Origin of the sequence: Actinopolyspora mzabensis, assembly GCF_900101095.1 — a bacterium.
Taxonomy (GTDB): Bacteria; Actinomycetota; Actinomycetes; order Mycobacteriales; family Pseudonocardiaceae; genus Actinopolyspora; species Actinopolyspora mzabensis.
Map to the genome: position 1 here is coordinate 1 of NZ_FNFM01000008.1, position 16,456 is coordinate 16,456.

Below are 16,456 nucleotides of genomic sequence, written 5' to 3' on the forward strand. Positions count from 1 at the left end.
GCCGTCCCCACCGGCCACACCGAACCCACCATCACCGGGCACCACCACCCTCATCACCCAGCACACCCGCATCGACCACACCGTCCACGGCCCCACCACCGAACGACACCGCCGCCGCGTGCTCCCGCAGCTGCCGCGCCACCCGCTCCAGCACCACCGCCGTCTCCGCGCACTGCCGCGCCGTGGCCCGACCACCGGCCAGGTCGTAGGCCACCCGCTCCAGCACCCACTCCTCGTGCTTCAGCACGATCGCCAACCTCGCCCGCTCACCGGTCACGACCGCACCACCCTTCCGGCGCGCCGCTCGACCTCGGCCAACGACTCCAACCCGGCCAGCTCCCGAGTCCGCTCGTCGCAGTCGCGGCACGTGCCCCACAACCACGCCACCTCACCCGTCTCCGCCGACACCTCCACGCCGCACAACGTCGACACCACCACACCCTCCGGAAACTCCACCCCCGGCAGCGGCACCACATCCCCACTCGCATGCCGAGCACCACCACCCGGCACCCACACGAACGGATGCGACACGAGCGATCACTCCTTATCGAATAGTGCACTAACTTCCATTTGGTGCATGCACAGATTTTCAGTGCATGCACCAAATCCGCAATGCTTCGATCGAGTGACACTCAGAAACAACGCGGCAACTGACTAGGATCGGTGCATGGCCAGCACCGCTGATACCCCACGTTCTCGCCAACTCGGTGCCGAGCTGCGGCAAGCACGCAAAGCTTCCGGTATGACCACTCACCAGCTAGGACGGCAACTCGACCGCTCACACACCCACGTGTCACGGTGGGAAACCGGCAAGCTCACGCCGAGCGAAGCGGACACGAGCGCGGTGCTGGGAATCCTCGGTGTCACCGGTGAGGAGCGCGATCGACTGCTCAAACTGGCACGCGACGCGGGAGATCCGAACTGGGTCGCTCCCGGTGTCGATCGCCAGCTGGCGGCGCTGACCGAGTACGAACGGACAGCACGCACCATCGTCGATGTACAACCGCTACTGATCCCCGGACTGCTCCAAACCGCCGAATACGCCAGATCCATCATGATCGGCGCAGGCGCTACGCGTGGCGAAGCAGATCAGCGAGTCACCTTCCGTCTCGGCCGTCGAGACGTTCTCACCCAACGCGATCCGGTCGAACTCGTCGCCGTCATCGGCGAACACGCACTCCGCTACCCACCCTGCGAACCAGGCGTGATGTTGGAACAACTACGCCACCTGATCAGCTGGACAGAGCTACCCAATGTCTCCCTTGGTGCCATTCCCCTGGAACAGCGCTACACGCCAGCACTCGAAGGCCCTTTCATGCTCCTCGAATTCGAGCGAGCCAAACCAGTCGTCCATCTCGAACACTACCGTTCCAGCACCACCATCACCGACGCCAAAGACGTGGCCGACTACCAATCAGCAGCCGATAACCTCCGAAAGACCACCCTGAGCCCCGATACCACCACACGACTCATAACCAAGATCATCGAAGAACTGAAGGAGGCAACATGAGCCCAGCAACCCACTGGCACAAGTCCAGCTACAGCGGCAACCAAACCAACTGCGTCGAAGTCGGGCGGTTAACCCACGGCGCGGCCGTCCGCGACACCAAAAACCGCACAGCCGGACACCTCACCACCACCCAAGCACAGTGGACAGCCTTCATCACCGCCCTCAAAACCAACCGGTTCGAGTGAAGCCGAACACCACCGAAGCCGCCCCGACGGGAGCACATACGTCGGGGCGGTTTTCGCATCGGAAACCTCCACGCCGTGGAGAGCACGATCGTGGTCGACCCGCGCGTGGCTCGCTCCGTCGTTCGGGCCGCCCTCGACAACGACGACCTGTTACCCGGAACTCGACGGCAATACCTCGCAGCCTCGTCCGAACTGGTGCGCTGGATCCGCCCTGCCACCAGGCTCATTCGCTGCGCCCAATCCGTGCTCGCCGACCGCCCCAGGCTCTCGCCGATAACGGTGAAACGCTTTTTCAAGTGGGGCCGCGACGCGGGGCTGCTCTGGCGCGTGTTCCACCCACGGTTTTCCCACCGGCAGTGTCACCGGCCTCGCGGGGGGGCTACGTCATCCTCGGCGAAATCGGCCGGTGACCACCACTGATGGTGGGTGATCGTTACCACGATTTCTGCGTTGTCAGCAGTGTTGTAGTGTAGCCGAACGGGCGGGAATGGGTGGTGGTAGCGCCCATCCATTCTCGCCCGTGTGTATCAACTCAAAACGACTCTCGCCTGATCAAATCGGCCTCGGGAATTTCTCCCACGTGAATTCCTGCTCGGCGCGGGGCATCCGCATCAGTTTCAGCTCGTTACCCTTCCGGAAGTGGTTCCACGCCTGGATGATGACGTAGAGATTCACATGCTCCGCCCGCCGCGTGCCGCGTCCCGGCGCACGGATCAGCGCTTCCCGCAGCCGGAACACCGGATCGTGCTCGCCCACCGGGATCCCCGAGTTAAGCCGGTCAAAGAACACCTCAGCGTCCGGAACGCTACACGTCCGCAGCAGCCACGCCGCCATCCCCGCCTGCGCCTCGGTCAGCAGGTGCCGGGTGAGCGTGGTCTTGTTATCCAGAATGAACCGCACCGTCTCGATCACCTCCTGATGCGTCGTGGAGGTGACATCGATGTCGTCTGCGGTGAACTTGATCGAGCCCAGGTTGAGGTATTGGCCGTTCATCCAGGCGAAGACCCGCTTGTGCACCGAGGCCACCACCGAGGCTTTTGGCATCGTCTCGGTGCCACTGCCGTGCCGAATGGAGAGGTTGTCCGAGGTCGACCGTGCCCGCCCCGCATCGATGGTGCCCATCGCCTCGTCGGGGACGTTGTAGGCGATGTTCATCTCGACCGGGGTCTCGGTTGTGATGACCGCCTGGAACCGGTGCTGCCCATCAGTGAGCTGCCCCTCCACGTTGTACTTGACGGTCTCGCCGTTGTCCGGTTCCCACCGCCCTGCGTGGATGCTGCGGACCAGCGCCTGCACGCTCGCGTTGGCAATGCTGCGGTTCCGAGCCCGGTTTTCCAGGTCCATCGCGGCCCGTTCCGGCGTAATCGTCTCACGCCGGAAAACCACCCCCGGCCGTTTCCGTCCCACGGGGCTGTGCGGGGTAGCGCTCCGCACAGCCCCAGCTGTTGAGTTTTCCATGTCGCCATGATGCACCAGATCTCCGACAGGATGGAACAAGCCCCCCGTATCCCGAAAAAGGCACACGATAAATACCACTAGTCACCTGCGTGACCAGCGAAAAAGCACATCCCAAGCTCCCTTTGAGGGCGGGGAAGCAATGTTCCAAAAAATCCAAAACGGTGCATGTCACACAGGAACGGAACGCTCACAGTGGTCAAACCATGCCAGTCGAACGATCCGTTCGATCCGGCCGGATCGAACGGTCCGCTCGTCCTGACCGGGGCGAACACTGTGAACGGTTCGACGCACCACGTTTTCACCAGGTGATGGAGATACATGTCAGCCCGTCAGGGGCTTCATCGAATTGATGGAATATTCCAGTCAGCATCGGCTCCGAGGCGTTCCCGCGTCTGACACATGCACTGCCCAGAACCGAGCCTGTCGTCGTGCTCCGCCTCCGCACAGGCTCCGAAAAAGGGACGCGTCACTGCCTGAAACAGACAGCAACGCGCCCCAACCCATGTTCCGGAGGGGCTTCCCTTCACGCACGTCCCCCGAAGAGCGCTCGCACCCCTGAAGCGGAGAACTCAGGCTATGCCTGGCGGGTCTGCCCCGTCTTCACAGCCTCATGAAACACCGACCACTCGGCCTCATCAAACACCATGACGGCCCGTCGGGCTGGTTGGAATCCCACAGCCCCACAGCCGACCCTGCGTCTTTCCACTCGATACAGTTGTCATCGTTCGGCGTGCTACGGAATATTTTTCCATCCTTCAGCAGAAAACGTGTTTTGCGCCTCTATTGGGCCGAGTTGCATTACTATATTCCTGCCTCCATTAATTCTGCACACCGTATTTTTCAGCGACGTTCTTGATAAATTTGCACGTTTCTGTGTACCCCAATACCGCGCCGTTCAGTGCGGCATATGCATCGGCGAAGCATTGAAGGGAATCCTGGTCATCGACGTAGAGAGCGCCGGACGAATGTGGGACGTAGGCGAAGTCCTTGATACTCCCGTCAAACGTAGGATTGTGAAGTCTGTCCAGGTGGACGAAATTTTCGCACTGAACGGAAGTACGTGGGGCGACGCGCTACTTTCGTCTGGTTCCGCCACTGCTCATACGTTGCCGGGAGGTTCGGTAGCCGGGTCGTGGTCGGTGGCATCGGTAGCCAGCGGGGTGTGCACCTCGCGGTCGGCGTGCACCTCCGCCGTGTGTTTCCGGGACTCGATAACCCGCGCCACGGGCGCCGGATCGTCGATGGTTTCGGTGGCGCGCAGTGTCTCGACGAGTTCCACCACGAACGCACGGACGTCCTCGGTGGGCAGGAAGCGTACCCAGGGAAATACTTCGGGGACGACATCGACCAGTAAGGACAGCGCGGCCCCGTCCTGGCGCATCATGGCCGTGAACAGTGCGGTGGTTGCCGAGACGACCTCGTTCTCCTGCTCGGCCCGGGCAGCGGTGGTCAGCACCAGGCCCTCGTGGTCACGGCGGCGCAGCCACAGCTGACGGCTACGGCTCGCATCGATGTTGGCACCTGTGTCCTTGGGATGGTTGACCAGCTCGGAGAACCGAACCTCCAGAGCACGTTCCACAGTTTTAAACCAGTACGAAACTCGAAGAGGCGCAAGCAACCCCACAGGCATTCACGGACGCCTCCACCGCTGTAGAGAGCACCGCTCAGCGGGATATCCGGACTCTGCCACCACCTTCACGGAACCAACCCGGTGCTATCCGCCCTCCGAACTCGAAGTCGATGGACGCCAGTACAACATCCCCACCGCGAAGACCACGGCGAGACACGCGAGCACCCCGATGCCCCAGAAGTCGCCCTGCTCGCCCGAGTCGAACAGCGACGGTATGAGCAACATCAACGCGGCAGCCGACACGGCCATCCCGGCCAGGCTGACCACGAACAGCCACGTCTCCTTCATCATCCTCACCTTAACCGAAGCAGCCTGCGAGGAGAACGATCGACGCATCAACGACGGTGCGGAACTTCAGCTTCCTGGCGTCCCGAACAATCCCGCGAACGCAGTGCCGAAGTTCACCGCGAGACCTCAGAGCGCGGTGATGCGCAGCACGTCGATCAACAACATCCGCTCACCGACGGTGTACATGACGATACCGCCGTCGAAAGCGGCTTTCCACTGGTCACGACCTTTGTCATAGGTGCCGGTACGTGGCTCGACACGCAGCTCGTCCAGTCGCTTGTCCACTGCCTTCTGGAGTCGCGGCGGGAGATCGTTGTAAGTTCGATCGGCCTGTTCGCCCCAACGAATCGTGTAGCGAGCCGTCAATGCCGCAACCAAATCGGAGGGGTGGTGGGATCGCTCAAGTCGTCGATCCGTTCCGAGAATCCGGTCTGGTCACCCTCCTCGAACAGGCGGCGCATCATTTCCCGGTCGTGCTCGGTCGGCGGATTCGCGGCACTGGTGGCGGTGGCCCACCACTCCGTGAACCGCTCCTCGGTGAACCCGTACTCCCGCTCCAGATCGAACTTCATGAGCTCATCCGACTCGCCGTACAACCGCAACGCCTCCCGAACATCGTCCGGGTCACGCTCGACCACCAAGGGCCCAGAATCCATCCGGAACACAGCACGAAGTATGCCAACACCACCAACCACACCGCACCCCTGACCAGCCAGAAATCATCCCTATCAGCCCCCGGCGACACGCAAGATCACCCGGTCGAGTTGCCAGGGGGACGTAGTGGGACTCCAACCCCGAGGGCAGAGTCGCACCACACGAAGTGACAACGGCCAGGAGGACTCTCCGCCACATCCGTGGCAGACCTGAGATCGACGGTACGTGCCCGCCGTCGATACCCGTACCGCCGTTCCGGGCAACGGCCGAGAACACCCGCGGCGCCTCGGGAAGTACCGCCGCCCCACGAGCAGGAACGCAAAAAGAAGACCCCGAAAAATTATCGCGTTTTCGGGCACGACCCTAGCCCAATCGCATGATTTCCGAGCAATCCCCTACTGCTTCCGGCCGGATTCCAATAATCTCTCCAACTGAAAGGCAACAGGCACTCACCCGAATATCGGAAACCACCCCAGGGAGGTCCGGAATTGAGTGGCGAACAGCAGCGTTGGATACTGGCTTTCGACGGATCCTGTGCGACATGTCGAGAAATCTCCGACGCAATAGCGGAAGCGTGTGACGGCAAGCTCGAAGTGCTGCCGTTGAACCATCCGCAGGTGCAGTACTGGCGGGAGACGAAGTTCGGTGAGCAACCCCCGCACTCCCCCACACTGCTGCGAATCGAGCGGACCGAGACGCGGGCCTGGACCGGCCCGACGATGACACTGCCGCTGCTGCGCAGGTTGGGCTTTCGCTCCACCACACGTGTGCTGCGCTCGCTCGGCGTGCTGCGCAGGCAGGCGAACGGTCATCCGCTGGAATCCACCGAGCCCAACACCCTGGGCCGGGCGGGCTTCCTGCGCCTCGGCGGCGGCGCGGCGCTGGCGACCGGAATCGTGCTCTTCGGCAAGACCTCCGCACTGGCCGAACAGCGCTGTGCCGCGGCGCAGCGCTGGGCCGAGACCAACGCGAACAACCTCCCCGCGCGGTACGACGAACTCGTCGGCTACCCGATGGCCTATCGGCGTGCGATCTACGCGAAATCCTCCCCCGAACGAAAGGCGCGCTTCTGGAGCGATCACCTCAAGCGTTACCGCACCGAGAATCCCGACCTTTCCACGGAACAACGAGAGGCACTGGACGAGGCCGAGGCGATCGCCGCCAATCCGGTGAATTTCATCCCGGAAAACGCCCCGACGCGTGCGGTGGAGAATGTCGATCGAAAAATGCGGAACGCTTTCGGGACGGACGAGGCCGGACGGGCGATCGCCACGCTCGGACCGGCGGAGCGCCGCGCCACCGAAACCGCACCAGTCGCCTGCGAATGCACCAACGAGAGCGAGTACTGCCCCGATCGGCACTACTGCCAGTACAAGTCCCAGAACTGCTCGTTCGTTGACAAGGGCTGCGGCTCGTTCTGGGCGTACGTGTGTAACGGCCTCTGCGAGTACGGCGGCTGAACCACCGCGCCCCACAACCGTTCCGAACCGCTGAAACTCATCGGCGCCGATGAGCACCCCACCGACCACGGCGCCACCAACGCGCCGCCACCAAACCGTGCCCCGGATCGGCCCGTAGCCCGGCCGCCGGGGCACGAACTCGTGTCCGGACGCACCCACACCTGCTCACGCGCTCGACAGCCCGGCCCTCCCCCGGACGGGTGCGCCGCGTCACTCCCCACCGCCCTGACAATCGGATACCCCTGGGGGTACATTCGGGTGCGAAGTCAGGGAGTCGAGCAGCGGAGAATCGCGAGTCAGGGAGGTGTCCGACGGTGGAGATGAGACCCGAACGCGTGGGCGATGCTCTCACCCGCCTGCGCCGCGCGCAGGGCCAGCTGGCCGGAGTGATCGAGTCGATCGAGGAGGGCGAGGACTGCACCCAGGTGCTGACCCAGCTCGCCGCCGTGTCCCGCGCCCTGGACCGGGCGGGCTTCAAGATCGTATCCAGCGGTATGCGCCACTGCCAGGCGGCTCGTGAGGATGGCGAGGAACCGCCCATGACCGAAGAGGAGCTGGAGCGCCTGTTCCTCGCGCTGGCCTGAGCGAGCGACACCCGCCTGAGCGAGCGACACCCGCCTGAGCGAGCGATGGCGGTCTGGGCCGGAGGCGCGGCCCTGACCCCACCCGCGGCGGCGTGTCCGCCGTGCTCTCGGAATCGCGGAGCGCAGGCCCCGCCGTGGTCCGCTCCCGGCCCGCATCCCGGACTCCCGCAGCCCCGGAATACAGCCACCGGGGGACCCGTTTAATCGTTATATACCCCCCGGGGTATTAGGAGTGAGCATGCCGGAAGAGTCGATCGAAGTGACCGTCGAGGACCTGGCCACCGCCCGTGACGCGGGTGCGGAAATCCTCGACGTGCGCTCTCCTGAGGAGTACGCACAGGGACACGTCCCCGGAGCGCGCAACGTCCCGCTGGAACAGCTGCTGCGGACACCCGGTGAGTTCCCGGACGGGGCACAGGTGATCTGCCAGTCGGGTGGCCGCAGCCTGCGGGCCGCCCACGCCCTGCGTGAAGCGGGGGTCAACGCGGTTTCGGTTTCCGGTGGAACGGCGGCATGGATCGAATCCGGCCGGGACACCGAAGGAGGTGTGGCGCAATGACACGAACCATGACGGAGCCGCCGGAGCAACGGCTGTCGGAGACACCCCACGTCGAGGTGATCGAAACCTCTTCCCTGGGGGACCGCAGCTATCTGGCTACCGACGGCGAGACGGCGGTGGTGGTGGATCCGCAGCGCGATGTGGATCGGATCCTCGCGCTGGCGGGCCGTCTGGAGGTGCGGATCGGGCTCGTACTGGAGACGCACATCCACAACGACTACGTGTCCGGCGGGCTGGAACTGGCCCGGCTCACCGGAGCCGAGTACGGGGTGGCCGCGGCGGACGAAGCACCGTTCGACCACCGTCCACTGCAGGACGGGGACGTCGTGGCGGTTTCCGAGAGCCTGCGGGTACGGGCGTTGGCCACTCCCGGCCACACCTTCCACCACCTGTCCTACCTGCTGGAGAACGACTCCGGCACCTTCGGCGCGTTCACCGGCGGTTCGCTGCTGTTCGGCACCACCGGCCGCACCGACCTGGTGGGGGAGCAGCACAGCGAGGAGCTCGCCCGACACCAGCACGCCTCGGCGCGGAAGCTGGCCGACGTGCTGCCGGACGGGGCGCGGATATGGCCCACGCACGGTTTCGGCAGCTTCTGCTCGGCCACCCAGGCGTCGGGCGACTCCAGCACCATCGAACAGGAGCGGGAGTTCAACCCCGCGCTGACGCTGTCCGAGGGCGAGTTCGTCGAGACCATCCTCTCCGGGCTGGACACCTACCCCGCCTACTACGCGCACATGGGTGTGCGGAACATCGCCGGTCCCGAACCACTGGACCTGCGCCGTCCCACCGAGGCGAGTCCGGACGAGTTGGCTCGGCGGCTGGAGCACGGCGAGTGGGTGGTGGACCTTCGCTCGCGGAAGGCCTACGTCCGCTCGCACCTGGCGGGCACGGTCGGTCTGGGGCTGGACGGGCCGATGGTGACCTGGCTGGGCTGGATGATCGACTGGGGCTCCCCGATCACGCTGCTGGGTGAGTCGCCCGAGCAGGTCGCGGAGGCACAGCGAGAGCTGGCCCGCATCGGCATCGACAAGTTCGCCGCGGCGGCCAGCGGACAGCCCGCCGAGCTGGCAGCCGATCCGGCGCAGCTGCGCGAGACCACCTCGGCGAGCTTCGCCGACCTCGCCGCCACGCGCTCCGGCGAGCACAACGGGATGCCGCCCGCGGACGTGGTGCTGGACGTGCGGACCAACAACGAGTTCAGCGGCTCTCACGTCACCGGCGCGGTGCACATTCCGCTGTACGAACTGCCGAAGCGGGTGAGCGAGGTTCCCGAGGGCACGGTGTGGGTGCACTGCGGCAGCGGTTACCGCGCCACGGCGGCGGCCTCGCTGCTGGAGTCGGACGGCCGCACGGCGGTGCTGATCGACGACAAGTTCGACGCGGCGGGCGAGGCGGGGCTCGAGCTGACCTCCTCCTGACGACCGGCGAATTCTCAGCCCCGCTTCCCCCGGAGCGGACGAGACCGGGCGGAGCCCGGCGGCGGGGCGCGGCGATGGCGCCCCGCCGGAGAACACGAGCAACGGAAGGGAACCAATTGTCCGGCGAAACCCCCGAACTCCTGCACACGGCACAACTGCGGGAGAGCCTGCGAACCCATCCCCGTACGAGGTTGATCGACGTCCGCTCCCCCGGCGAGTTCGACTCGGTCAACATTCCTGGTTCGCACAACGTTCCGATCGAGCTGCTACGCGAGCGGCAGTCCGAGCTCGGCAGTGCACACGACGATCCGGTGGTACTGGTGTGCGCCTCGGGTGCTCGGGCCGAGCAGGCCAGGACGCTGCTGGAACGGGCGGGCGGGCCCGGCGCCCGGGTGCTGCGCGGCGGCATCAACGAGTGGCAGCAGGAAGGCGGCGAGGTCAACCGGGGCAAGGGCGTCTGGCCGATGGAACGGCAGGTCCGGCTGGTCGCGGGATCGCTGGTGCTGAGTGGCGTGCTGGGCAGTCTCGCCTACCGGCCGCTGAAGTGGCTGGCGGGGTTCGTGGGCGCTGGCCTCACGTTCGCCGCGATCAGTGACACCTGCGCGATGGCTCGGCTGCTGGGCATGCTGCCGCACAACCGGAAGAGCGCGGTGGATCCGGACACCGCGCTGGCCGCTGTCACGGCCGCGGAGCCGGGCACGCCGCATGTGTGAGGCCGGAGCGCCCCTGGGCCGGATCTCCCCGGGCGGGTACGAGGCCGCGACGGACGGCCACTCGCGCGGGCGCGCGTCGCGAGGGGAAGCGAAATGATCGCGGCGATCGTGTTCGGGGTGGTCATCGGGCTGGCGATGGGGTTGCTCGGTGCCGGTGGTTCGATCCTGGCGGTTCCGGCGCTGGTCTACGGCGTCGGCCTATCGCTGCGAATCGCCATACCGGCTTCGCTGCTGATCGTGGCGATCTCGGCGGTCGGTGGGCTGCTGCCCAGGGCCCGGCGCGAGAAGGTGCTGTGGCCGGTGGCGCTGGTGTTCGGCGCGGCCGGTGTTCCGGCCGCGTTCGGGGGTGCCGCGCTCGGGAGGTTGCTGCCGGACCGCTGGCTGCTGGTGTCGTTCGCGGTGCTCATGGTGGTGGTCGCGGTTCGGATGCTCCGGGGCGGGGAAGCCGTGAGCGGCTCCTGTCGCACCGACACCGGCGGCGTCGAGTGGCGCAGCTGCCTGCCGAAATCGCTGCTGAGTGGTGCGGGTGTCGGGGCGTTGACCGGGCTGTTCGGGGTGGGCGGCGGTTTCGTGGTCGTGCCCGCCCTGACCCTGCTGCTCGGACTGGCCACGCAGCAGGCCGTCGCCACCTCGCTGCTGGTGGTGCTGATCAACTCGCTGGCCGGGCTGGCCGCGCACTCCGGCGTGATGGGCGAGATCGAGTATCCGGTGGTACTGGCGTTCGCGGCCACCGCGCTGGTTGTCTCGACACTGGCCGCGCGGCTGACCGCGCGACTGCGGGCGGAGACGATCCGGCACTGGTTCGGCTACGTGGTGCTGGTGATCGCGATCGGTGTGGGAGTGGCGGCGTTGAGCAATCCGGCTGCGCTGGGCGGTTGATGCCGGGGGCGTAGCCGGGGAACACGAGGGGTCTCCGACTCCGAACCGTGGTGTAACCACTGTGGGCCAGCACACCGCTTCCGATGCCCGCCAACCGGAAACCTCGGCAAAACCGGGAACGAAGATCACTCTTAAGGCCGTCGTTTTTCACTCTTTAGAGGGATACGCTTCCCGTTACTTCGCTTGATCCGACCCCGACGCCACTCGAGCGCGGAAGGGGTTCGCATGCTCGGCAGTACTCGTCCCTCCGAACCGTTCGCCGTGACGAACCGAGTCCCACCGGTCCTGGTGGGTCGTGCGGAAGAGCTCGAGACCGTCACGGAGCTGGTGCTGTCCCCACCCGCCGTGCTGCTGCTGGAGGGGGAAGCGGGCGTGGGAAAAACACGCCTGATCCGCGAGTCGCTGGAACGCCCCGAGATCGGGCGCACCATCCTGAACGGGGCGTGCCAGCCACTCCAGGACCCTTTCCCCTACGGGCCGGTGATCGACGCGTTACGCACCCTCGATCCGCTCCCCGAGCCCGAACACCTCAATCCCGTCACCGGTGCGCTGCGCAGCCTGCTTCCCGAACTGGGCGAGTTCCTACCGCCGCCCCCGGATCCCCTCGGTGACACCGCGGCGGAGCGACACCAGTTGTTCCGCGGCGTCCACGCGCTGCTCGATGCGAGCACTCCGGCCATCCTCGTGGTCGAAGACCTGCACTGGGCCGACGAGGGAACCAGGGAACTGCTGCGGTTCCTGATCACCGACCCGCCCGGCGAGCTGGCCCTGGTGCTGAGCTACCGCCGTGAGGAACTGGCCGGTGGCGTTCCACTGGGGAGGGCCTACCGACATCCACGCCGGGCGCGCAGCGCGGTGATGACGCTGCGTCCGTTGAGCATCGAGCAGGTGGGCACCCTGGCCGCGCACCTGCTGGGGACGGAGTCCGTCGAAGCGGGATTCGCGCGGGAACTGCACGAGCGGACCGCCGGACTTCCGCTCGTCGTGACCGAGACGCTGCCCACGCTGCGCGCGCAGCGCGAGCGAAGACCCTACTCGGCCGGAGAGCTGAAAACGCTCGAACAGCTCGACGTGCCGGTACTGCTGCGAGAGGCGATGACCGAGCGGTTGGGCGCACTGCCCGAGCCGGTGACGCGCCTGGTGCAGGCGGCGGCGGTACTGGGAACTCCGGCCGAGGCCGAGCTGCTGGGACGGCTCGCGGGTGTGCCCGACGCTGCGCACCGGATCGTTCGGGCGCTGCGCGCCAACGTGCTGTACGAGGACGAGAACCTGCGTTACGGATTCCGGCACTGCCTGGCACGCCAGGCGGTGCACGACACCCTCACCGGACCGGAACGCCGCGAACTGCACGAGCATGCCCTGCGTGTTTTGTCCGAGCAGGAGCGACCACCGCTGATCCGGCTCGCGGAACACAGCCTGGCCTGCGGCAGGGTCGCGGACTGGCTGCACTACGGAACGGCAGCGGCCGAGCGCGCGATCGAGAGGGGCGAGATTGCCACCGCCACGGAGCTGCTGTGCTCGCTGCTCGACGAACCCTCGCTGTCGACGGGCGACGTGGATCGGCTCGCGGTGCGCTTCGGGCGGGCCGCGCTCGACGGGCTGGGAGAGCACCCGGTGCCGGCCGCGTTGCGGCGGGTGCTGTCCGACCAGCGGCTCACCGAGACCGCGCGGGGCGAGGCGCGCCTCAGCCTGGGACTGCTGTTGCTGCGGCAGAGCGACCGCTCGGGGACGGCGCGCGGCGAGCTGGAACTGGCAGTGACGGAACTGCGGAAGCTGCCGGAACGGGCCGCGGTGGGCATGGCGGCGCTGGCGCAGGCCCACGTGGGAACCACGCCGTACGAGCGGTGTGCGGAATGGACCGACCTGGCGGAGGCCGTGCTCGACGAAACCGGCAGTGCTGCGGTGCGCTCGGAGTTGCTCGCCAGCGTGCTGCCCAGCCGGATGTTCGGCGGGGACTGCCCGGAGACGTGGCGCCACTTCGAACGGCTGCCCACCGCTACCGGGGCGGGTCCGGAACGTCCTCACCTCGCGCGGCTCCACGGCAACGTCGCCGACGCCTACACGTGGTTGGGTGAGTACTCGGCGGCCCGCGAACATCTGGCCGAGGCACGCGGGCTCGCTCGTGCGGCGGGCGGCGACCCGTATCTGGACAGCACTCTGCGCAGCACCGAGCTCCGGCTGCGCCGGATGACCGGCGCGTGGGAGGAACTGACGGAGAACGCGCGGCGGCTGCTGCGGGATCACGGACGACTGCGGCCGGTGGCGGTGGAGCTCGCCCTGGTACTGGGAATGGACGCCGTCACGCGGGGAGACTGGAAAACCGCCGAGCGGTGGCTCAGCGCGACCGGAGTGGACACTCCGGAGGACTCCTGCACTCCGGTGGTGATCGCGGCCGGGGCGACCAGGGTCCGGATGCGGCTGCTGCGCGGGGACTCGGGCGGGGCGGTGAACGCGGCGGATCACGCGGTACGGGTGGTGCGACGCAAGGGCATCTGGATCTGGGCGAACGAGCTGCTGCCCAACGCAGTGGCTGCCTACACCCGGGTCGACAGGGGGGCCGAGGCCGAACAGCTGATCGAGGAGTTCGCCGCCGCGACCGCGAATCGGCGGAGCCCGCTGGCCGTCCCGGCCACGGCGGCGGCGCGGGCGACCCGCTGCGAGGGCGCGGGGCAGTTCGCCGGGGCGGCCGAGTGGTGGGAAACGGCCAGGGCGGGCTATGCGGCGCTGCCGCAGCCGTACAGCGCTGCCCTGGCTCGACAACGTGTCGTCGCCCACCAACTCCACTCCGGGGACGATTCAGCCGCGACTCGGATGTCCGAAGTGCTCGATTCGTTCGAACGGCTGGGGGCCACCAGGGACGCCGCCCGCTGCAGACAACTGCTGCGCGAGAACGGGGTTCCACCACCGGCGTCGCGGCGGGGACGCCGGGGTTACGGTGCCGAGCTCTCGCCGCGGGAACGTGACGTGGCGAGACTGGTGGGGCTGGGAAACACCAACCGGGAGATAGCCTCGCTGCTGTTCCTGTCGCCGCGAACCGTGGAACAGCACGTGGCGAAGGTGATTCGGAAGTTGGGGGTAACCTCCCGCACCGAAGTCCGGACCGATTGACCGCGGAGTCTCCGGCTCGGTGGTCGTAGGTGGTTCCGTAGCGGAACCTCCGGCACGGCTCTCGCTCCGGGAAGCCCCGACGTCGGGTAGGTACGACGTCGGGTAGGTACGACGTCGGGTAGGTACGACGCCACGTCGGGGGCGTCCTCGCGATAGCACCCCGAGAGTACTCGCGGCGATGCCGATCGCAAGGGTGGTTGGAGTGCGGCCTACGGCAGTGGTGGGAGTTCGGCACCGTTGCGATCCCACGACGCGGTGATTTCGCGAGAAATCGACGGAGCCCCTGCCGCCCGGTGCGGGCCGAGGAGCAGCATCGGCTCTCACGACGATCCCCGTCGCACACCCGAGTAACCTCCCGCCGTGGGATGGGCGGGAGGTCCCCTTCGGTCGTGCCCGAGTGGGCCGGTGCTCAGGCGAAGCAGTACACCGTGCCGAAGTCGTAGCAGTCGATCGGGTGCGTGGCGGAGCCGGTGGCACCCTCGTCGTCGGTTACGGTCAGCGTGGCGGTGAACTGACCGCCGCCGTAGCTGTGACTGGCGGTGCTCCCGGTCGCGGTGGCACCGTCACCGAACTGCCAAGAGTACCCCACCACGGAACCGTCCGAGTCACCGGAGCCGGTGGCGTCGAAGTCGCAGCCCGCCGTGGTGCAGTTGACGGTGAACGAAGCCGTGGGAGCGCTGTTCTCCGGCGGCTGCGGGTCGCCACCGCTGCTCTCACCCACGTAGAGCAGCTTGTTGGGGGAACCGGCCCCGATACCGGAGATCTTTCCGGTGCTGGCGTTGTTCACCATGCTGTCGCGAACCTCGGCCGGACTCGCGGACGGGGTGTCGGCGAGCAGCAGCGCGGCGGCACCGACGACGTGGGGGGTGGCCATGGAGGTACCGCTGATCGTGTTGGTGTCGGTGTCGCTGCCGATCCAGGCGGAGGTGATGTTGCTGCCGGGCGCGTAGATGTCCAGGCAGTCACCGTAGTTGGAGTAACCGGCCTCACCGTCCCGACTGTTGGTGGCCCCGACCGTGATGGCGGCCTCCACCCTGGCGGGCGAGTAGTCGCAGGCGTCGGCCGAGGAATTCCCGGCGGCGATGCCGTAGGTGACCCCCGCGGCGATCGAGCTGTTCACCGCGTCGTCCACCGCGCTGCTGGCGGAGCCGCCCAGGCTCATGTTGGCCACGGCGGGACCGTCGGCGTTCTGGGTGACCCAGTCGATGCCGTCGATGACACCCGCGTAGGACCCGCTGCCCTGGCAGTCCAGCACGCGCACCCCGACCAGCTCGACGCTCTTGGCGACACCGTACTCGGCACCACCGACGGTGCCCGCCACGTGCGTGCCGTGACCGTTGCAGTCGTTGGCCACGGAGTCACCGTCGACGAAGTCGTAACCGCTGGAGGCACGACCGCCGAAGGTCTGGTGGCTGGTCCGGATACCGGTGTCGATCACGTAGGCCGTGACTCCCTCACCGCCGTTGGGGTAGGTGTAGGAGTCGTCCAGCGGAAGGTCGCGCTGGTCGAGCCGGTCGAGCCCGTACGAGGGCGGGTTGTCCTGGGTACCGAGTGCGTGCACGCGGCGGTTCTGCTCGACGTACTTGACGCTGGGATCAGCTGCCAGCCGCTCCGCCGCGGCTTCGTCCATCGCCGCGGAGTAGCCGCGCAACGCGGTTTCGTAGGTCCGCTGGACCTCGCCGCCGTAGCGTTGGCTGAGCTCGGTGGCGGCCGCGCTCACGCCGCCGGGCCCGTTGGCCGCGGCGTCCTCGAAGACGACGATGTACTCGCCTGCCACGGCCGACTCGGCATCGGCGTTCCTGATCTCGCCCGTCGCGGCCTGCGCGGGCAGTGCCGTGGCCAGACCGAAGGATGTCGCCACGGCGGCACCTAGGCACAGCCCCGCGAGCCTGCGCCGTTTCGTTGTCGGGTGCTGCATCGTTCCTCCTGCTGATCGCGCCGCTTTCGAGCGGCGGGAACGGTTTCCGTCCACCGCGCCCCCCGGAGTCTTCGGCACCCGACTCCGGT

17 protein-coding genes are annotated in these 16,456 nt (G+C 67.0%); 9 read left to right on the top strand and 8 right to left on the bottom strand.

The window, feature by feature from the left end:
* Positions 1-31: 31 nt before the first annotated feature.
* Both BLR41_RS14005 and BLR41_RS14010 read right to left on the bottom strand, forming a co-directional pair.
* Positions 32-277, bottom strand: a complete 246-nt coding sequence (locus BLR41_RS14005; protein ID WP_092628821.1) for a hypothetical protein — start codon at positions 275-277, stop codon at positions 32-34.
* A complete protein-coding gene (locus BLR41_RS14010) occupies positions 274-531 on the bottom strand; it encodes an HC3 family zinc finger protein (protein WP_092625924.1) in 258 nt (85 codons plus the stop codon). The genes BLR41_RS14005 and BLR41_RS14010 overlap by 4 nt, the downstream gene beginning before the upstream one ends.
* A gap of 136 nt (positions 532-667) precedes the next feature.
* On the opposite strand from BLR41_RS14010, the gene BLR41_RS14015 reads away from it, so the two are divergent.
* Both BLR41_RS14015 and BLR41_RS14020 read left to right on the top strand, forming a co-directional pair.
* A complete protein-coding gene (locus BLR41_RS14015) occupies positions 668-1,510 on the top strand; it encodes a helix-turn-helix domain-containing protein (protein ID WP_092628822.1) in 843 nt (280 codons plus the stop codon).
* On the top strand, positions 1,507-1,695 hold the full coding sequence (locus BLR41_RS14020; protein WP_092628824.1) for a DUF397 domain-containing protein: 189 nt from the start codon (positions 1,507-1,509) through the stop codon (positions 1,693-1,695). Before BLR41_RS14015 ends, BLR41_RS14020 begins: the two co-directional genes overlap by 4 nt.
* Positions 1,696-2,247: 552 nt before the next feature.
* On the opposite strand, the gene BLR41_RS14030 is transcribed toward BLR41_RS14020, so the two are convergent.
* The 5 genes from BLR41_RS14030 to BLR41_RS14050 form a co-directional block, all read right to left on the bottom strand.
* Positions 2,248-3,039 carry a hypothetical protein gene (locus BLR41_RS14030; RefSeq protein WP_143013073.1) on the bottom strand — a complete coding sequence of 264 codons (792 nt, stop codon included), beginning with the start codon at positions 3,037-3,039 and terminating at the stop codon, positions 2,248-2,250.
* A 1,213-nt stretch (positions 3,040-4,252) separates the two neighbouring features.
* On the bottom strand, positions 4,253-4,732 hold the full coding sequence (locus tag BLR41_RS14035) for a hypothetical protein (RefSeq protein ID WP_218120143.1): 480 nt from the start codon (positions 4,730-4,732) through the stop codon (positions 4,253-4,255).
* Between the two features lie 135 nt (positions 4,733-4,867).
* Positions 4,868-5,071: a hypothetical protein gene (locus BLR41_RS14040; protein WP_092629180.1), complete on the bottom strand. Its 204-nt coding sequence runs from the start codon at positions 5,069-5,071 to the stop codon at positions 4,868-4,870.
* A 126-nt stretch (positions 5,072-5,197) separates the two neighbouring features.
* Positions 5,198-5,437, bottom strand: a complete 240-nt coding sequence (locus tag BLR41_RS14045) for a type II toxin-antitoxin system RelE family toxin (RefSeq protein ID WP_092628827.1) — start codon at positions 5,435-5,437, stop codon at positions 5,198-5,200.
* Positions 5,434-5,709 carry a hypothetical protein gene (locus BLR41_RS14050; protein ID WP_176797985.1) on the bottom strand — a complete coding sequence of 92 codons (276 nt, stop codon included), beginning with the start codon at positions 5,707-5,709 and terminating at the stop codon, positions 5,434-5,436. Before BLR41_RS14050 ends, BLR41_RS14045 begins: the two co-directional genes overlap by 4 nt.
* A 504-nt stretch (positions 5,710-6,213) precedes the next feature.
* On the opposite strand from BLR41_RS14050, the gene BLR41_RS14055 reads away from it, so the two are divergent.
* The 7 genes from BLR41_RS14055 to BLR41_RS14085 all read left to right on the top strand — a co-directional run bounded on the left by BLR41_RS14055 (position 6,214) and on the right by BLR41_RS14085 (position 14,449).
* Positions 6,214-7,185, top strand: a complete 972-nt coding sequence (locus BLR41_RS14055; protein WP_143013074.1) for a bacteriocin fulvocin C-related protein — start codon at positions 6,214-6,216, stop codon at positions 7,183-7,185.
* Between the two features lie 314 nt (positions 7,186-7,499).
* On the top strand, positions 7,500-7,769 hold the full coding sequence (locus tag BLR41_RS14060) for a metal-sensitive transcriptional regulator (protein WP_092628831.1): 270 nt from the start codon (positions 7,500-7,502) through the stop codon (positions 7,767-7,769).
* A 238-nt stretch (positions 7,770-8,007) separates the two neighbouring features.
* Positions 8,008-8,328 (top strand): rhodanese-like domain-containing protein, encoded by a 321-nt coding sequence (locus BLR41_RS14065; RefSeq protein ID WP_092628833.1) that lies wholly within the window; start codon positions 8,008-8,010, stop codon positions 8,326-8,328.
* Positions 8,325-9,749, top strand: a complete 1,425-nt coding sequence (locus tag BLR41_RS14070; RefSeq protein WP_218120144.1) for an MBL fold metallo-hydrolase — start codon at positions 8,325-8,327, stop codon at positions 9,747-9,749. The genes BLR41_RS14065 and BLR41_RS14070 overlap by 4 nt, the downstream gene beginning before the upstream one ends.
* Before the next feature lie 116 nt (positions 9,750-9,865).
* Positions 9,866-10,462 carry a rhodanese-like domain-containing protein gene (locus BLR41_RS14075; RefSeq protein ID WP_245694204.1) on the top strand — a complete coding sequence of 199 codons (597 nt, stop codon included), beginning with the start codon at positions 9,866-9,868 and terminating at the stop codon, positions 10,460-10,462.
* A 93-nt stretch (positions 10,463-10,555) separates the two neighbouring features.
* The gene (locus BLR41_RS14080) at positions 10,556-11,341 is read left to right on the top strand and encodes a sulfite exporter TauE/SafE family protein (RefSeq protein ID WP_092628836.1); all 786 of its coding nucleotides are present in this window, start codon (positions 10,556-10,558) and stop codon (positions 11,339-11,341) included.
* Between the two features lie 225 nt (positions 11,342-11,566).
* Positions 11,567-14,449 carry a helix-turn-helix transcriptional regulator gene (locus BLR41_RS14085; protein WP_092628837.1) on the top strand — a complete coding sequence of 961 codons (2,883 nt, stop codon included), beginning with the start codon at positions 11,567-11,569 and terminating at the stop codon, positions 14,447-14,449.
* 409 nt (positions 14,450-14,858) lie between these two features.
* On the opposite strand, the gene BLR41_RS14090 is transcribed toward BLR41_RS14085, so the two are convergent.
* Positions 14,859-16,367 carry a S8 family serine peptidase gene (locus BLR41_RS14090; protein WP_092628838.1) on the bottom strand — a complete coding sequence of 503 codons (1,509 nt, stop codon included), beginning with the start codon at positions 16,365-16,367 and terminating at the stop codon, positions 14,859-14,861.
* Positions 16,368-16,456 lie beyond the last annotated feature (89 nt).

Coding starts and splice junctions, on each gene's coding strand:
- BLR41_RS14090 (WP_092628838.1), bottom strand. CDS start 16,367: ATGCAGCACCCGACAACGAAACGGCGCAGGCTCGCGGGGCTGTGCCTA.
- BLR41_RS14015 (WP_092628822.1), top strand. CDS start 668: ATGGCCAGCACCGCTGATACCCCACGTTCTCGCCAACTCGGTGCCGAG.
- BLR41_RS14040 (WP_092629180.1), bottom strand. CDS start 5,071: ATGAAGGAGACGTGGCTGTTCGTGGTCAGCCTGGCCGGGATGGCCGTG.
- BLR41_RS14085 (WP_092628837.1), top strand. CDS start 11,567: ATGCTCGGCAGTACTCGTCCCTCCGAACCGTTCGCCGTGACGAACCGA.
- BLR41_RS14065 (WP_092628833.1), top strand. CDS start 8,008: ATGCCGGAAGAGTCGATCGAAGTGACCGTCGAGGACCTGGCCACCGCC.
- BLR41_RS14070 (WP_218120144.1), top strand. CDS start 8,325: ATGACACGAACCATGACGGAGCCGCCGGAGCAACGGCTGTCGGAGACA.
- BLR41_RS14080 (WP_092628836.1), top strand. CDS start 10,556: ATGATCGCGGCGATCGTGTTCGGGGTGGTCATCGGGCTGGCGATGGGG.
- BLR41_RS14020 (WP_092628824.1), top strand. CDS start 1,507: ATGAGCCCAGCAACCCACTGGCACAAGTCCAGCTACAGCGGCAACCAA.
- BLR41_RS14030 (WP_143013073.1), bottom strand. CDS start 3,039: ATGGACCTGGAAAACCGGGCTCGGAACCGCAGCATTGCCAACGCGAGC.